The following is a 15,276-nucleotide window of genomic DNA, read 5'->3' on the forward strand; positions in this document are numbered from 1 at the left end:
CCATCCTAACCCTCATCCTGAGGTGGCGGCGCGAAGCGTCGCCCTCGAAGGATCGTCCAGGGACCGCGCGGGATCGGGAGCACCCTTCGAGGCCGCTTCGCGGCACCTCAGGATGAGGTCGCTGGGTGGAGCGGCCCGAGGAAATCAGGGTTCAAAGCGACAGGATCGCGGCTCCGGCGTCGCGCGTCTGCGCCGTGAAGCGCACGCGGCCGCCTTCCAATACGGCGCCGCCGCCCGCGATCAGGGCGAGCGCTGCCGGATAGAGCCGATGCTCCTGCACAATCACCCGGGCGCTCAGCGTGTCGGCGTCGTCGCCCGGCAGCACCGGCACGGCGGCCTGGGCGACGATCGGCCCGGCATCGAGTTCCGGCACGACGTAATGCACGGTGCAGCCATGCAGGCGCACGCCCGCGTCCAGCGCGCGCTCGTGGGTGTGGGTGCCCTTGAACAGCGGCAGCAGCGAGGGGTGGATGTTGATCATCCGGCCGCTCCAAGCCTCGACGAAGGCGTCGGTGAGGATGCGCATGAAGCCGGCGAGCACGATCAGTTCGATGCCCGCTTCGTCCAGCTCCGCCTGGAGCGCGGCGTCGAAGCGGGCGCGATCGGGGAACGCCTTGTGGTCGATGGCGCGGGCCGGGATGCCCGCCGCCCGCGCGCGGTCGAGGCCGGCGGCGTCGGGGCGGTTCGAGAGCACGAGCACGATCTCGGCCGGATAATCGGGGGCGCGCGCCGCCTCGATCAGGGAGACCATGTTCGAGCCGCGGCCCGAGATCAGGATCGCGACGCGCTTCTTCGGGGCCGGAGCGCTCACAGGGCGAGCTGCCCCGTGAAGGTCACGGCTTCCGCCCCGCGCTCGGTGATGTGCCCGAGCCGGACCGGCGCCTCGCCGGCCTCGGTCAGCGCGTCCGCCACGGCGTCGGCCGCGTCGGCGGCGGCGACCACCACCATGCCGATGCCGCAGTTGAAGGTCCGCAGCATCTCCGCTTCCGCGACCCCGCCCTCGCGCGCCAGCCAGCCGAAGACCGGCGGCACGGCAATCGCCGAGAGGTCGATTGCGATGCCGACGCCGTCGGGCAGGACGCGGGGGAGGTTGTCGGGGAAGCCGCCGCCGGTGATATGGGCGAGCGCCCGGATGCCGCCGGCCCGCTTCAGGGCGGCGAGCAGCGGCTTCACGTAGATCCGGGTCGGCTCCAGCAGCGCCTCGCCGAGGCTGCGGCCGGGCGCGAACGGCGCGTCGGCATCGTAGCCGAGGCCGGTCTTGGCCACGATCCGCCGCACCAGCGAGAACCCGTTCGAGTGGACGCCCGAGGAGGGCAGGCCGAGCACCACGTCGCCGGGCAAGATGCCGGGGCGCGGCAGCAGCGTGCCGCGCTCGGCCGCCCCCACCGAGAAGCCGGCGAGATCGTAATCGGAGCCGTCGTAGAGTCCCGGCATCTCGGCGGTCTCGCCGCCGATCAGCGCGCAGCCCGCCTGCCGGCAACCCTCGGCGATGCCGCGCACGATGTCGGCGCCGACGCCGGGCACCAGCTTTCCGGTGGCGTAATAGTCGAGGAAGAACAGCGGCTCGGCGCCCTGCACGATGATGTCGTTGACGCACATCGCCACGAGGTCGATGCCGATCGTGTGGTGGCGTCCGGTCTCGATGGCGATCTTTACCTTGGTGCCGACGCCGTCGTTGGCGGCGACCAGGATCGCGTCCTTGAAGCCCGCGGCCTTGAGGTCGAACAACCCGCCGAAGCCGCCGATCTCCGCATCCGCCCCCGGCCGGCGCGTGGCGCGCACCAGCGGCTTGATCGTCTCGACTAGCGCGTTGCCCGCGTCGATGTCGACGCCGGCCTGCGCGTAGGTGAGCCCGTTTCCGTCCTGCGCCGTCATCGCCGCCCCGTCGTCCGGTAATCGCTGATCATGCCAAAACCCGCTGCCACATCGCGGCGCGATTGGCCACTGTCACCGGCGCGGGGCGGCGTGTTCGGGCACAGCATCATGCCGTGCCGCGGGCGAAAACCGCCTCGATCGGTGGTCTCGGCTGCCCTGGCGCCCTCTCCCCTCGAGGCGAGGCGGCGATCGAACGCCTTCCCGCCGCGCGCGGCAAGGCCCGCCATGCGAGGTCCGGCTTGCAAGACCTGCCTCGCAAGACCTGCCTTGACCGGGCGCGCCCCGCTTCCCACTGTCCGCGCCGGACGGATTGACGGGGGACGGCATCTCGATGCGTGGGCGGGCAATCATCGGGCTGTCGATCCTCGCGGTCGTCGTCTTCCTGCTCTACGAGCTGCGCGAGGTGATGCTGCCCTTCGTGGCAGGGCTGGCACTGGCCTACCTGCTCGATCCGCTGGCCGACCGGCTGGAGCGGCTCGGCCTCGGCCGGCTCGCCGCGACCCTGCTGATCCTGGCCGGATTCGTGGTCGGGTTCGTGGTTCTGCTCATCATCGTCGTGCCGCTGGCCGCCGGGCAGATCGCCTCGCTCGTCAATTCCCTGCCGACCATGGTCGGGCGGCTGCAGAGCATCCTCGTGGAGCGGGCCGGGCCGCTGCTCCAGCGGATCGGCGGCACGGAGGTCGTCAACGAACTGCAATCCTCCGTCGGCACGCTGGTCGGGCAGGGCGGGGCGTGGTTCCTGGCCTTCCTCAAGTCGCTCTGGACCGGGAGTCAGGCGCTCGTCTCCATCGCCTCGCTGCTCGTCGTCACGCCGGTCGTCGCCTTCTACGTGCTGCACGACTGGGACCGGATGATCGCCGCCCTCGACGGCTGGGTACCCCCCGCCACCGCCCGACGGCGCGGCGGCTTGCGGGCGAGATCGACGGGGCGGTGACCGGCTTCGTGCGCGGCCAGAGTCTCGTCTGCCTGATCCTCGGCTCGTTCTACGCGGTCGGCCTGTTCCTCGTCGGGTTGAACTTCGGCGTGCTGATCGGGATGATCTCGGGCTTCCTCACCTTCATCCCCTATGTCGGCACGCTCACCGGATTCCTGCTCTCGGTCGGCGTCGCCCTGGTGCAGTGGTGGCCCAGCGGCGACTGGCTGCATATCGGCCTCACTGTCGGGGTGTTCCTCGTCGGGCAATTCCTCGAAGGCAACGTGATCTCGCCCAAGCTCGTGGGCGACTCGGTCGGGCTCCATCCGGTCTGGCTGATGTTCGCGCTGCTCGCCTTCGGCTCGCTGTTCGGCTTCCTCGGGCTCCTGCTCGCGGTGCCGGTCGCGGCCTCCATCGGCGTCATCGTGCGCTTCGGCATCGAGCGCTACCTCGAGAGCAAGCTCTACCGGGGCGACGGGCCGCTGCTGATCGGGGAGGCAGGGAACTCGACGCTGCCCGCTCGCGATTGATCGCGCGGCGGCGGAGAATCCCGCGCCGACGACCCTTCCCGATGGTTGAGGGCAGTGCGGGCGTCCGCCGGGCGCTCGTCTCCCGACTCGTGTCGAGCAACTTGGTGTAAGGTGCGAGGATGCGCGACACGGAACCCCCGAAGCAGCTCACCTTCGACCTGCCGCTCGACCCGCGCTACGGCGCCGAGGACTTTCTCGTCAGCCCCTCCAACGAGGAGGCCTATGCCCTGATCGAGGCATGGCCCGACTGGCCGGACACCGTGTTCCTGCTCCGCGGCCCGCCCGGCAGCGGCAAGAGCCATCTCGCCTCGATCTGGGCGACGCGGGCGCAAGCCTGGACGGTCTCCGCCGCGGACGTCGCGATGGACCGCGTTTCGCATCTGATTTCCAACGGCGCCCTCGTGGTCGAGGACGTGGACCGCGCGGCCGGGCGCGACGAGGCGGCCCTGTTCCATCTGCTCAACCTCGCCCGCGAGCGCCGCTTTCCGGTGCTGCTCACGGCCTGCGGGCCGGTGGACGGTTTCGGCCTCAAGGTCGCCGACCTGCGCTCGCGGCTGCGGCTCGCCCCCGGCGCCGAGATCGGCCCGCCGGACGACGCGCTCCTGAAGGCGGTGATCGTCAAGCTGTTTGCCGACCGGCAGCTCGGCATCGACACCTCGGTGGTCGATGCCCTGGCCCTGCGCATCGACCGCTCGCTCGCCCGCGTCCGCGAGGTCGTGGCCGAACTCGACCGCGACGCGCTCGGCCGCCGCCGCCGCATCACCCGGCCGCTCGCGCTCGCCGTCCTCGACCGGATGGAGGCCGCCGACGGGGGCGGCGAGGGGCAGGACGCGGACGAGGGGGACGGCGAAGAAGAAGACGCTGCGGGCGGGCCGTGAGTCGCCCGCCGTTGTCACGAAACCGTCAAACCGGTTCGGCCGCCCTATGTTAGGGAGCCGCGCAGCACTGCAAGGGGCGGAGTCGTCACCGGTCGCATCGTGACCGGGACGCGCTTCGGAGCGGAAGGGAGCCAGGGCGTTGTCGGAAGTGGAGTCGGATGTCGTCGCCCGGGACACGGAGGCGACCGAGACCGAAGAGACCAGCCTCGCCACCGAGCGGGGTGTGCGCAGCGAATCCGCCCGCGCCCGGACGGCCCGCGCCGCCCGCATCCTTGCGGCGGAGAAGGCTGCCGAGAAGCCGTCGGAGGCGGATGCCAAGGTGGAGAGCGATGCGGCCGAGGCCGCCCGCGAGCCGGTGCTGGAGGCCGGGCGATCGCTCCGCCACTCGCCTGAGCGGTTCGTGAACCGTGAGCTGTCCTGGCTGCAGTTCAATCGCCGGGTTCTGGAGGAATCCGCCAACCCCAACCATCCGCTGCTGGAGCAGCTCCGCTTCCTCTCGATCTCGGCCAACAATCTGGACGAATTCTTCATGGTGCGTGTCGCCGGCCTGCACGATCAGGTCCGCGCCGGCCTCGTCGTGCCCTCGCAGGACGGCCTGACCCCTTCCGAGCAGCTCGCCCGCATCGGCACGGAAGTCTCGCGGCTGGCGCTGGACCAGCAGGATCGCTGGCGCGCGCTGCGCGAGGAGCTGAACGGCAACGGCATCCACCTCGCGGAGCCGGCGGAGCTGTCGGCGGAGCACCTCGCTTGGCTCGACGACTATTTCCTCACCTACATCTTCCCGGTGCTGACGCCGCTGGCGATCGATCCGGCCCACCCGTTCCCGTTCATCCCCAATCTCGGCTTCACCGTCGCGCTGATGATGGTGCGGCCCCGTGACGGGCGCACCCTGCGCGCCCTGATCCGCCTGCCGTCGCTGCTCGACCGGTTCGTGCGCCTGCCCGACGTGGCCGGCGACGGCACCGCGCGCTTCATCGCCATCGAGCAGGTGATCGCGAAATACGCGAGCCGGCTCTTCCCCGGCTACTCGCTGAAGGGGCAGGGCGCCTTCCGCGTCGTGCGCGACTCCGATCTCGAGATCGAGGAGGAGGCGGAAGACCTCGTCCTGCACTTCGAATCGGCGATCAAGCGCCGCCGCCGCGGCGTCGTCATCCGCTTGGAGGTCGAGGCGGGCATGACGGAGGAGCTGCGCTCCTTCGTTGCCGACGAATTGGAGATCGCCCCCGATTCGGTCTTCGTGGTCGAGGGGATGCTGGCGCTCAACGAGCTGTCGCAGATCGTCGGGATCGACCGGCCGGACCTCAAGTTCAAGCCCTACAACCCGCGCTTCCCCGAGCGGATCCGCGAATCGGGCGGCGACGTCTTCGCGGCGATCCGCCAGAAGGATTTCATCGTCCACCACCCCTACGAGTCGTTCGACTCGGTGGTGCAGTTCCTGGCCCAGGCTGCCCGCGATCCGAACGTCGTGGCGATCAAGCAGACGCTCTACCGCACCTCATCGAACTCGCCGATCGTGGCCGCGCTCGCGGAGGCGGCGGAAGCCGGCAAGTCCGTCACCGCACTGGTCGAGCTGAAGGCCCGGTTCGATGAGGAGGCCAATATCCGCTGGGCGCGCAACCTCGAGAAGGCCGGCGCGCAGGTGGTGTTCGGCTTCGTCGAGCTGAAGACCCACGCCAAGCTGTCGATGGTGGTGCGCCGCGAGGGCGACCGCCTCGTCACCTACTGCCACGTCGGCACCGGCAACTATCACCCCATCACCGCGCGCATCTACACCGACCTGTCCTTCTTCACCGCCGACCCGGCCATCGCCCGGGACGTCTCGCGCATCTTCAACTTCATCACCGGCTACGCCGAGCCGGCGGAGCTGGAGCGCATGGCGGTGTCGCCGCTGACCCTGAAGCCGCGCCTCCTGCAGCACATCGAGGAGGAGATCGCCCACGCCAAGGCCGGGCGCCCGGCGGCGATCTGGATCAAGTGCAACTCGCTGGTCGACAGCCAGATCATCGATGCGCTCTACGATGCGAGCCAGGAGGGCGTGCAGATCGACTGCATCGTGCGCGGCATCTGCTGCCTGCGGCCGGGCATTCCGGGCCTGTCCGACACGATCCGGGTCAAGTCGATCGTCGGGCGCTTCCTCGAGCACGAGCGGGTCTACGCCTTCGGCAACGGCGCCGGGCTGCCGCACCCGAAGGCCACCCTCTACATTTCCTCGGCCGACCTGATGCAGCGCAACCTCGATCGGCGGGTCGAATCCCTGCTGCCGATCACCAATCCGACTGTGCATCAGCAGGTGCTCGATCAGATCATGCTGGCAAACCTTCTCGACAACCGACAGAGCTGGCGTGTACTGGCATCGGGTGCGAGCGAGCGGATCAGCCCTGCGGACGGGGAGGAACCGTTCAATGCGCACAAGTATTTCATGACGAATCCAAGCCTGTCCGGGCGCGGCAAGTCGTCGAAGAAGTCGAGTCCGCGGGCGCTCAGCCGTCGCGCCCAGCGGTCCTGACCACGGCCTGCGCCGGGCCGGTTTCCGGCCCGGTACTATCGTGAGTGTTCGGCCGGTTTCCGGCTCGGCACCATCGTGAGTGTTCAGGCGGCTTCCAGCCTGGCACCATCATGAGTGTCTGGGCGGTGTCCGGCCTGGCACCATCATGAGTGTCTGGGCGGTGTCCGGCCTGGCACCATCGTGAGCACCCCTTGCGCGGGGTGCTTCCCTGAGAGGGGGCTGCATGGGTCCGACACGTCCTCACCTGACGCTCGCCCACTCCGCCGAACGGCCGGCTCCGCTGATGACTGGCATGACGTTCGAACCCGTCGCGATCATCGATATCGGCTCGAATTCGGTGCGGCTCGTCGCCTATGACGGGCTCCAGCGCGCCTCGACGCCGCTCTACAATGAGAAGGTGCTGTGCGGGCTCGGCCGCAGCGTCTTCTCCACGGGCCGCCTCAACGAGGATTCCGTGCAGCGGGCGCTCACGGCGCTCCGCCGCTTCCGCGTCCTGTGCGATACGATGCGGGTCTCGCGCATCTTCGTGCTGGCGACCGCCGCCGCGCGGGACGCGGCCAACGGCCCGGCTTTCCTGGACGCCGCGCGCGAGGCGCTGGGCCAGGAGATCCAGCTTCTCTCCGGCCGGCGCGAAGCGGAGCTTTCCGCGCTCGGCGTCGTCTCCGGCTTCTACGCGCCCGATGGCGTGGTCGGCGACCTCGGCGGCGGCTCGCTCGAACTCGTCGATGTCAAGGGCACCACGGTCGGCCAGGGCGTGACCATGCCGCTCGGCGGGCTGGCGCTTCAGGACCTCTCCGAGGGCTCGCTGAAGAAGGCGCGCAAGATCGCCCGCGAGCATCTGAAGAAGGCCGAGCCGCAGCTCGACACCCTGCGCGGGCGCACCTTCTACGCGGTCGGCGGCACGTGGCGGGCTTTGGCCCGGCTGCATCAGGCCACCCGCGACTATCCGCTCCACGTCATGCACGGCTACGCGGTGGAGCCCTCCGACGAGCTGAGCTTCCTCGAAATGGTCGAGGCGAGCGACGCCGCGACCCTGCAGGAGGTCGAGACCATCGCCGAGGCGCGCCGGCCGCTGCTGGCCTTCGGTGCGGTGGTGCTCGAAGAGATCATTCGGGCGGGCCGTCCGCGCGAGATCGCGATTTCCGCCTTCGGCGTGCGCGAGGGCCTTCTGTTCGAGCAGCTCGACCGCGAGACGCGTCTGACCGATCCGCTGATCGTCTCGGCGCAAGAGCTGAACATGCAGCGTGCCCGCTCGCCCGGCCACGGCGACGAGCTGCGCGACTGGACCGACCAGTTCATCACCAGCCTGGACGGTCCCGAAACCGCGGGCGAGCGCCGCCTGCGCCACGCTGCCTGCCTGCTCTCGGATATCGGCTGGCGGGCGCATCCCGATTACCGTGGCGAGCAGAGCCTCAATGTGCTCGCCAACGCCGCTTTCGCCGGCATCGACCATCCCGGCCGTGCCTACCTCGCCCTGTCCGGCTATTTCCGCCACGAGGGCGTGGCGCCGGAAAAGGCGAGCCCGACCCTGCGGGCGCTTGCCGGCCCGCGCCTGTTCGACCGCGCCCGACTCGTCGGGGCGCTCATGCGCGTCGCCTTCCCGGTCTCGGCCGGGATGGCGGGCCCGCTCAAGCGGATGCCGCTCGTGGTGGAGGACGGCAAGGTGGTGCTGCGCCTACCCACCGAATGGGCCGAACTCAACGGCGAACGCCTGCTCAGCCGCGTCCGCGGCCTGGGCCGCGTCGTCGGGCTCGACGGGCGGGTTGAGGTCGCCTGAGCCGGCCGCTCACGATCCGCTTGTAGACTGACATCCGATCGCGCCGATGCGGCGCGCGTCGGCGATTGGGCCGCTGGCTCAGCCCGAGAGCCGGGTGTGGGCGATCGCGATCTCCCGCTCGGCATCGGCCATCAGATAGGCGATCCGCGGTCCGTCGAGGTTGGCGTCCGTGAGGCGCTGGCGCAGATCGGCCTCGTACTTCTTCTCCTCGACACGCCGCGGCGGCGGCAGAAGGCGCAGCAGCATCGGGCTGGCGATCTCACTGCGGATGAGACCGCGATGGTTGGCGAGCCGCCGCAGGCTGCTGGCGAGGTCGTCGAGCTTCGATTCCGGCAGATACTGGCGAGCGGACGTGCGGGCTCGGGCGACCTGAGACATGGTGCGACCTTTCGGCGACAATATGCGATAAATCGCCTGCCACCGGTTCGCTTTCCCTTGAGAAAGACCGTTAACGCTTCTCGCGCTGTATCCCAGGCCCGGCCCCGGACCGGATGCGTGCCGGTCTGGGGCTAGGGGAATGCGGATAGGTGGGCCTTGCGCCGGGGTCGCGGTTCCTGTTCCCCGCGCTCCCGACGCACCTGCAGCCGCTCGGCCCACTGAGCGTCACAGGAACGGCGCAGAGAACTGGTCCGCACCGCCCCGTCACTGCCGGCCCCGCCACCACGCAGGCCCGAGAGGGCTCGCGAAACCGTCAGGCGCATCGGCCGCGGGGAGGGCCGATGTAGAGGCCCGCGCCGCCGACGGCAACCGTGCCGTGACGCCGCTCCCCCGCCACCGACGGGGGTTCCGGCCCTTGCCGGTCCTCGGTTGACCTGCTTCTCACAGAACTCCCGCCACGCGGCCGTGCCCCGAGGGACAGCGATCGGTGATCGGGAGCTTTGATGCGAGACCCTGTTACCGCAGCGAGCCGCAGAAGCGCTGGATGCGGCGGCAGGCCTCTTCCAGGGTCTTGTTGGAGGTGGCGTAGGAGATGCGCAGGTTCGGGCCGAGGCCGAAGGCCGAGCCGTGGACCGCGGCGACGCCCTCCGCCTGGAGCAGCTCGGTGACGAAGTCCTGGTCCGAGCCGATGGTCTTGCCGGTTTCGGTCGTCTTGCCGATCAGCTCGGCGCAGGACGGGTAGACGTAGAACGCGCCCTCCGGCACCGGGCATTTCAGGCCGTTGGTCTGGTTCAACATCGAGACCACGAGGTCACGCCGCTCCTGGAACGCCGCCTTGAAGCGCGCGAGGTGCTCCTGCGTGCCGTCCAGCGCCGCTACCGCCGCCCATTGCGAGATCGAGGAGGCGCCCGAGGTCTGCTGGCCCTGGACGAAGTCCATCGCCTTGATAAGCTGCTCCGGGCCGGCGGCGTAGCCGATGCGCCAGCCGGTCATGGCGTAGGCCTTCGAGACGCCGTTCATGGTCAGCGTGCGCTCGTAGAGGCCGGGCTCGACCTGCGCGGGCGTGACGAACTCGAAGTCGCCGTAGGTCAGGTGCTCGTACATGTCGTCGGTGAGCACCCAGACCTGCGGATGCCGCATCAGCACGTCGGTGATCTTCTTCATCTCGTCGCGGGTGTAGGCGGCACCCGAGGGGTTCGACGGCGAGTTGAGGATGATCCACTTGGTCTTCGGCGTAATGACCCGCTCCAGCTCCTCCGGCTGAAGCTTGAAGTCGTGGGCCATGTCGGTCTCGGCGAAGACCGGCGTGCCGCCGCACAGGATCACCATCTCCGGGTAGGAGACCCAGTAGGGGCGGGGGATCACCACCTCGTCGCCGGGGTTCAGGGTGGCGAGCAGCGCGTTGTAGATGACGTGCTTGCCGCCGGTGCCGACGATGGTCTGCGAGACCTTGTAGTCGAGCCCGTTCTCGCGCTTGAACTTCTTGACGATCGCTTCGCGCAGCGGGTTGATGCCGGAGACGGGCGGGTACTTGGTCTCGCCGCGGCGGATCGCGTCGATCGCCGCCTCCTTGATGTGGTCGGGCGTGTCGAAATCCGGCTCGCCGACCGAGAGGCTGATGACATCGACGCCCGAGGCTTTCAGCTCGCGCGCCTTCTGGGTCATCGCGATGGTCGCGGACGGCTTCACCCGCGAGAGGGCGTCGGCGAGAAAGCCCATGGGAGATCTCCGAAAGGTCTTCGAGTGTGCGGTGGCCCGAAAGATGTTCCGGGCATCGCGGCTCTCGTAATCATGCGCCGCGGCACGAGCAAGCGCGGCAGGCGGGAGGCTGCTGCCCAACCCATCCGGTCGGAGGCGGCCTCTTCGCAGCCACGACTCGTCCGAGGTCGCCTGCAATTTTTCTCAATCTGGAACGAAGTGTTTTTGAGGCGTACGCTGGGAAGGTTTTCGGGTATTGTCACAGACAAGACGTGCAGTTTCTTGCAGTGCGACAGCATATCGGTGCACTGCAACGATAATTGTATGCAGAATTCAGCTGCCCCTGTGAGGCCGGGACTTGTCCGGACACGCGGGGGCGGCCGACAATAGTCCGGGCGGAAGCGGCAAGAGGCGGGCGGTACCGTCCGGCCGAGCCAGGAAAGTGGAGGACGGCGGGCCCTATGAAGAAGAACAAGGTCATCACGGCCGAGGAAGCGATCGCGCTGATTCGCGAGAACGACGTCCTCACCACGACCGGCTTCGTCCAGAGCTGCATCCCGGAGGCGCTGCACGCGGCGTTGGAGAAGCGCTTCGTCGACACCGGTTCGCCGCGTGGCCTGACCCTGATCATGACTGCGGGCGCGGGCGACAGCAAAGGGCTGGGCACCGGTCGCCTGCATCACGACGGGCTTCTCTCCCGCGTCATCGCCGCCAATTTCGGGCGCATGCCGAAGGTCGCGCAGGCGGCGCAGGCCAACCTGATCCGCGGCTACAACTTGCCCCAGGGCGTGATCTCGCAGCTCTACCGCGCCTGCGCCGCCGGCCAGCCGGGTTTGTTCTCGAAGGTCGGCCTGAAGACCTATGTCGATCCGCGCCACGGCGGCGCCAAGGTCAACGAGCTGACCACCGAGGATATCGTCAAGCTCGTCGAGGTCGATGGCGAGGAGTGGCTGTTCTACACCGCCACCAAGATCGACGTGGCCTTCATCCGCGCCACCTCCGCCGACCCGTCGGGCAACCTCTCCTTCGAGAAGGAGGCGCTGACCCTCGATTGCCTCGCCCAGGCCATGGCCGCGCGCAACAACGGCGGCATCGTCATCGCCCAGGTCGAGCGCATCGTCGATGACGGCTACCTGCTGCCCAAGGACGTGCGGGTGCCCGGCATCCTCGTGGACTGCGTCGTCGTGGCCGAGCCCGAGATGCACCGGATGAATTACGGCGTGATGTACGACGCCGCCCTCGCGGGCGAGATCCGCGTGCCCGTCACCGGCATCAAGCGGATGCCGCTCAACGAGCGCAAGATCATCGCCCGCCGCGCCGCCTTCGAACTGCCGCCCAACGGCGTGGTCAATCTCGGCGTCGGCGCGCCCGAGGGCATCTCCTCCGTGGCGAACGAGGAGAAGATCACCCCCTACATCACCCTGACGACGGAAGCGGGCGCGGTCGGCGGCGTGCTGGCCTCGGGCTCGAGCTTCGGCGCCGCGACGAACGCCGACTGCATCATCGACCAGAACCAGATGTTCGACTTCTACGACGGCGGCGGCCTCGACATGACCTGCCTCGGCATGGCCGAGTGCGACGGCGCCGGCAACGTCAACACCTCGAAGTTCGGGGGCAAGCTCAACGGCTGCGGCGGCTTCATCAACATCTCGCAGAATGCCCGCTCAGTCGTCTTCGCCGGCACTTTCACCGCGGGTGGCCTGGAGATCGCGGTGCAGGACGGTCAGGTAAAGATCGTCACCGAGGGCCGCGCCCGCAAATTCGTGACAGAGGTGCAGCAGAACACCTTCTCGGGCCCCTACGCGGTCGAGCGCTCGCAGCCGGTGATCTACGTCACCGAGCGCTGCGTCTTCCAGCTCACGAAGGAGGGGCTCGAACTGATCGAGGTGGCGCCGGGCATCGACATCGAGCGCGACATCCTCGCCCACATGGATTTCGCGCCGATCGTGCGTAACCCAGTGCCGATGGATCCGCGCATCTTCCGCGAGGATCCGATGGAGCTGATCTCGGATCTGCTCAACCTCGACCTGAAGTCGCGCGTCAGCCTGGATGCCGAGCGCAACATCCTCTTCATCAACCTGGAAGGCTGGTACTGCCGGGTGAAGAGCGACATGGACGAGCTGCGCATGACCATCGTCGACGCCTGCCGCAAGGCCGGCCAGCGGGTCAACGCGGTGATCAACCACGATGGCTTCCGGCTCAACGAGAACCTCTACGACGACTACGCCGGGATGATTCAGTATCTCCAGGCGAACTACTACGCGACCACGACCCGCTACGCGACCAGCGCCTTCCTGCGCCTGAAGATGGAGGAGGCGCTGACCAAGCGCGGCGTCGCCCCCCACGTGTTCGAGCGCAAGGAAGAGGCCCAGGCCTTCCTCGGCACGACCGAGGACAAGAAGGCGCGCAAGATGATCTCACCGGCGGTGGCTTCCGCCGCTTGAGGACGCGCCGAGAGCGGAAGGGGATCGCGAAAGGCTTCCGGCCTTCGTGACCCCTGGGCGTTGCCACGCCTGGGAGCGGGCCGGCGTGGCTTCAACGACGCGGACCCTCTCCGATCGCGACGCGAGCGAGTAGGGGTGGCTGTCGCCCCTTTTCGTCGGGCCAGATACTTTCTGGAAGAAACGTGATGGCGTTTTGACGAATTGCTGGCTGGCTTGTCGAAAGAGCGAGCGTCGAAGCCTTAGCTCCGGATACCGGCCCGACGCGATCGAATCGGCTGCGACCCTCGGTTGCCGTTTTTCGACACGCTGAGAACATTTCTTAAGCGAGATGCGGAAAGCATTCGGTGTCCCCGAATTCGACGCAGGCATCTCCGGATAATGACACTCAAGCGCACTCTCATGGGGCTGTTCGCGCTCATGTTGCTGTTCGCCGTTGGGCAGGGCGTTCTCGCCCTGGTCAAGCTCGACGCGATCGGTGAGCGGACGTCAGAGATCCTGGACACCACGATCCCGTCGATCAACGAGGCCCACAGCATCAACGCGTTCGTGATTCGGACGCGGCTCTGGCAGTTCCGCTACGTGACGGCCGAGAACGAGACCGCGCGGGCGGAGAGCGGCGAGAAGGTCAAGGCCTTCATGCGCGACCGCAATGCCAAGGTTGAGGCTTATCGCAGGCTGATCTCCTCGCCCGAGGAACAGCGGACCTACGACGATCTCCTGGCCAAGCTGGAACAGTCGAAGCCCGATTGGGACCGGCTTCGCGCCTTCACCGCCGAGCAGCAGGATGAGGCGCTCACCTATTTCCGCGGCCCCATGAACGCGCGCTACCTTGCCACCTCCGAGGCCGCACGCGCCCTCGTTGACGTCAACATGGCGGCAAGCAAGGTCGCCGACACCGCGATCCGCGCCGAGCAGGCGACGGCGGTGAAGGTCACGCTGGTCGCGCTCTGCATCACGACGCTGACGGCGATCGGCGCGATGGTCTTCTCCTTCGTCGGCGTCTCGCGCCCGATCGAGCGGATGACGGCAGCGATGCGCCGTCTGGCCGGCGGCGACACCGAAGCGCCGATCCCGTTCGCGCAGCGGCGCGACGAGATCGGGGCGATGTCCGCGACCGTCCTCGTCTTCCGCGATAACCTGTTGCGGGCCCGTGCGCTCGAAAAGGAAACCGAACTCGCCCGCGTCTCGGCGGAAGAGCAGCGCAAGGCCGGCATGCGCGAGATGGCCGACGGCTTCGAGCGCGCGGTCGGCGGTATCCTCGGCACGGTGACCACCGCGGCGACCGAGCTGCAGGTCACCGCGCAGAGCATGACCGCGATCGCGACGGAGACCGCGGCGCAATCGACCGCAGTGGCCGCCGCAGCCGAGCAGGCCGCCGGCAATGTCGGCATGGTCGCCGCGGCGAGCGAGGAACTCGGCGCTTCGGTGCAGGAAATCGGGCGGCAGGTCGCCGGCTCGGCCGGACTCGCCGGGATCGCGGCCGGCGAGGCCGGGCAGACCGTCGTCCTGGTCCGCGATCTCTCGGAGGCCGCGGCGCGGATCGGTGATGTGGTGGCGCTGATCTCGACCATCGCCGGCCAGACCAATCTGCTCGCTCTCAACGCGACGATCGAGGCGGCACGGGCCGGAGAGGCCGGGCGCGGCTTCGCCGTCGTCGCCGCCGAGGTCAAGGAACTCGCCAACCAGACGGCGCGCGCAACCGAGGAGATCTCGGCCCAGATCGCCCGTATCCAGGGGGCGACCGGCGAGGCCGTCTCGGCGATCGACGGCATCAGCACCCGCATCCGTGAGATCAGCGGCGTCGCCACCGGCATCGCGGCGGCAGTGGAAGAGCAGGGCGCGGCCACCCAGGAGATCGTGCGCAATGTCGGCCAGGCCTCGACCGGCACGTCCGAGGTAACGAACAACATCGCGGGCGTCGCCTCGGCGGCCGAGGAAACGGGGGCGGCGGCATCCCAGGTGCTGCACTCGGCCTCGGACCTGTCTCAGCAGGCCGAGCGCCTGAACACGGAGATGTCCCGCTTCCTCGCCACCGTGCGGGCGGCCTGAGGCGTCGCCGCCACCGCCTCGTCAGAGTGACGGAATGAGACAAGGACTATTGCCCGAAGCCGCCTTAGCGGCTTCGCGGCGCGAGGAGCGCCGCGCGGAGCGGGCTTTTCAGGGCGTGAGCCCTCAAAAGCATCGAGCGGAGCGAAAGCCTGAGCCCGCGGAGGCGGGCGCCGGCGACTGAGGCCAACCAAGAGCTGGGGCGATTGCTTTCAGGCGATGGGCCTCATC

9 protein-coding genes and 1 pseudogene are annotated in these 15,276 nt (G+C 68.7%); 6 read left to right on the top strand and 4 right to left on the bottom strand.

Going from position 1 to position 15,276, the window contains the following annotated elements; translation table 11 throughout:
• Positions 1-151: 151 nt before the first annotated feature.
• Together purN and purM are read right to left on the bottom strand one after the other, a co-directional pair.
• Positions 152-811, bottom strand: a complete 660-nt coding sequence (purN, locus tag OVA30_RS06595) for a phosphoribosylglycinamide formyltransferase (RefSeq protein ID WP_268174992.1) — start codon at positions 809-811, stop codon at positions 152-154.
• Positions 808-1,875 carry a phosphoribosylformylglycinamidine cyclo-ligase gene (gene purM / locus OVA30_RS06600; protein WP_056463562.1) on the bottom strand — a complete coding sequence of 356 codons (1,068 nt, stop codon included), beginning with the start codon at positions 1,873-1,875 and terminating at the stop codon, positions 808-810. Before purM ends, purN begins: the two co-directional genes overlap by 4 nt.
• Positions 1,876-2,206: 331 nt before the next feature.
• Between purM and OVA30_RS06605 the strand changes: the two are divergent.
• The 4 genes and pseudogenes from OVA30_RS06605 to ppx all read left to right on the top strand — a co-directional run bounded on the left by OVA30_RS06605 (position 2,207) and on the right by ppx (position 8,479).
• Positions 2,207-3,318, top strand: a pseudogene (locus OVA30_RS06605) (AI-2E family transporter).
• 119 nt (positions 3,319-3,437) lie between these two features.
• Positions 3,438-4,196: a chromosomal replication initiator protein DnaA gene (locus OVA30_RS06610; RefSeq protein ID WP_003598024.1), complete on the top strand. Its 759-nt coding sequence runs from the start codon at positions 3,438-3,440 to the stop codon at positions 4,194-4,196.
• Between the two features lie 139 nt (positions 4,197-4,335).
• Positions 4,336-6,702, top strand: coding sequence for an RNA degradosome polyphosphate kinase (locus OVA30_RS06615; RefSeq protein ID WP_012253579.1), 2,367 nt, complete (start codon positions 4,336-4,338; stop codon positions 6,700-6,702).
• 223 nt (positions 6,703-6,925) lie between these two features.
• A complete protein-coding gene (gene ppx, locus OVA30_RS06620; protein ID WP_015822612.1) occupies positions 6,926-8,479 on the top strand; it encodes an exopolyphosphatase in 1,554 nt (517 codons plus the stop codon).
• 78 nt (positions 8,480-8,557) lie between these two features.
• Here ppx and OVA30_RS06625 read toward each other — a convergent pair whose 3' ends face one another.
• Both OVA30_RS06625 and OVA30_RS06630 read right to left on the bottom strand, forming a co-directional pair.
• On the bottom strand, positions 8,558-8,857 hold the full coding sequence (locus OVA30_RS06625) for a hypothetical protein (protein WP_003598027.1): 300 nt from the start codon (positions 8,855-8,857) through the stop codon (positions 8,558-8,560).
• 516 nt (positions 8,858-9,373) lie between these two features.
• The gene (locus OVA30_RS06630) at positions 9,374-10,576 is read right to left on the bottom strand and encodes a pyridoxal phosphate-dependent aminotransferase (protein WP_012253580.1); all 1,203 of its coding nucleotides are present in this window, start codon (positions 10,574-10,576) and stop codon (positions 9,374-9,376) included.
• Positions 10,577-11,016: 440 nt separating this feature from the next.
• Here OVA30_RS06630 and OVA30_RS06635 point away from each other — a divergent pair, with 440 nt between their 5' ends.
• Both OVA30_RS06635 and OVA30_RS06640 read left to right on the top strand, forming a co-directional pair.
• Positions 11,017-12,999 carry an acyl CoA:acetate/3-ketoacid CoA transferase gene (locus tag OVA30_RS06635; RefSeq protein WP_003598031.1) on the top strand — a complete coding sequence of 661 codons (1,983 nt, stop codon included), beginning with the start codon at positions 11,017-11,019 and terminating at the stop codon, positions 12,997-12,999.
• Between the two features lie 378 nt (positions 13,000-13,377).
• A complete protein-coding gene (locus OVA30_RS06640) occupies positions 13,378-15,048 on the top strand; it encodes a methyl-accepting chemotaxis protein (protein WP_268174993.1) in 1,671 nt (556 codons plus the stop codon).
• Positions 15,049-15,276 lie beyond the last annotated feature (228 nt).

Source organism: Methylorubrum sp. SL192 (assembly GCF_026672325.1).
GTDB classification, from domain to species: Bacteria; Pseudomonadota; Alphaproteobacteria; order Rhizobiales; family Beijerinckiaceae; genus Methylobacterium; species Methylobacterium extorquens.

Excerpts from the sequence above, each read along its gene's own strand:
- OVA30_RS06630 (WP_012253580.1), bottom strand. The coding sequence starts at position 10,576 with ATGGGCTTTCTCGCCGACGCCCTCTCGCGGGTGAAGCCGTCCGCGACC.
- ppx (WP_015822612.1), top strand. The coding sequence starts at position 6,926 with ATGGGTCCGACACGTCCTCACCTGACGCTCGCCCACTCCGCCGAACGG.
- purM (WP_056463562.1), bottom strand. The coding sequence starts at position 1,875 with ATGACGGCGCAGGACGGAAACGGGCTCACCTACGCGCAGGCCGGCGTC.
- OVA30_RS06640 (WP_268174993.1), top strand. The coding sequence starts at position 13,378 with ATGACACTCAAGCGCACTCTCATGGGGCTGTTCGCGCTCATGTTGCTG.
- OVA30_RS06610 (WP_003598024.1), top strand. The coding sequence starts at position 3,438 with ATGCGCGACACGGAACCCCCGAAGCAGCTCACCTTCGACCTGCCGCTC.
- OVA30_RS06635 (WP_003598031.1), top strand. The coding sequence starts at position 11,017 with ATGAAGAAGAACAAGGTCATCACGGCCGAGGAAGCGATCGCGCTGATT.
- OVA30_RS06625 (WP_003598027.1), bottom strand. The coding sequence starts at position 8,857 with ATGTCTCAGGTCGCCCGAGCCCGCACGTCCGCTCGCCAGTATCTGCCG.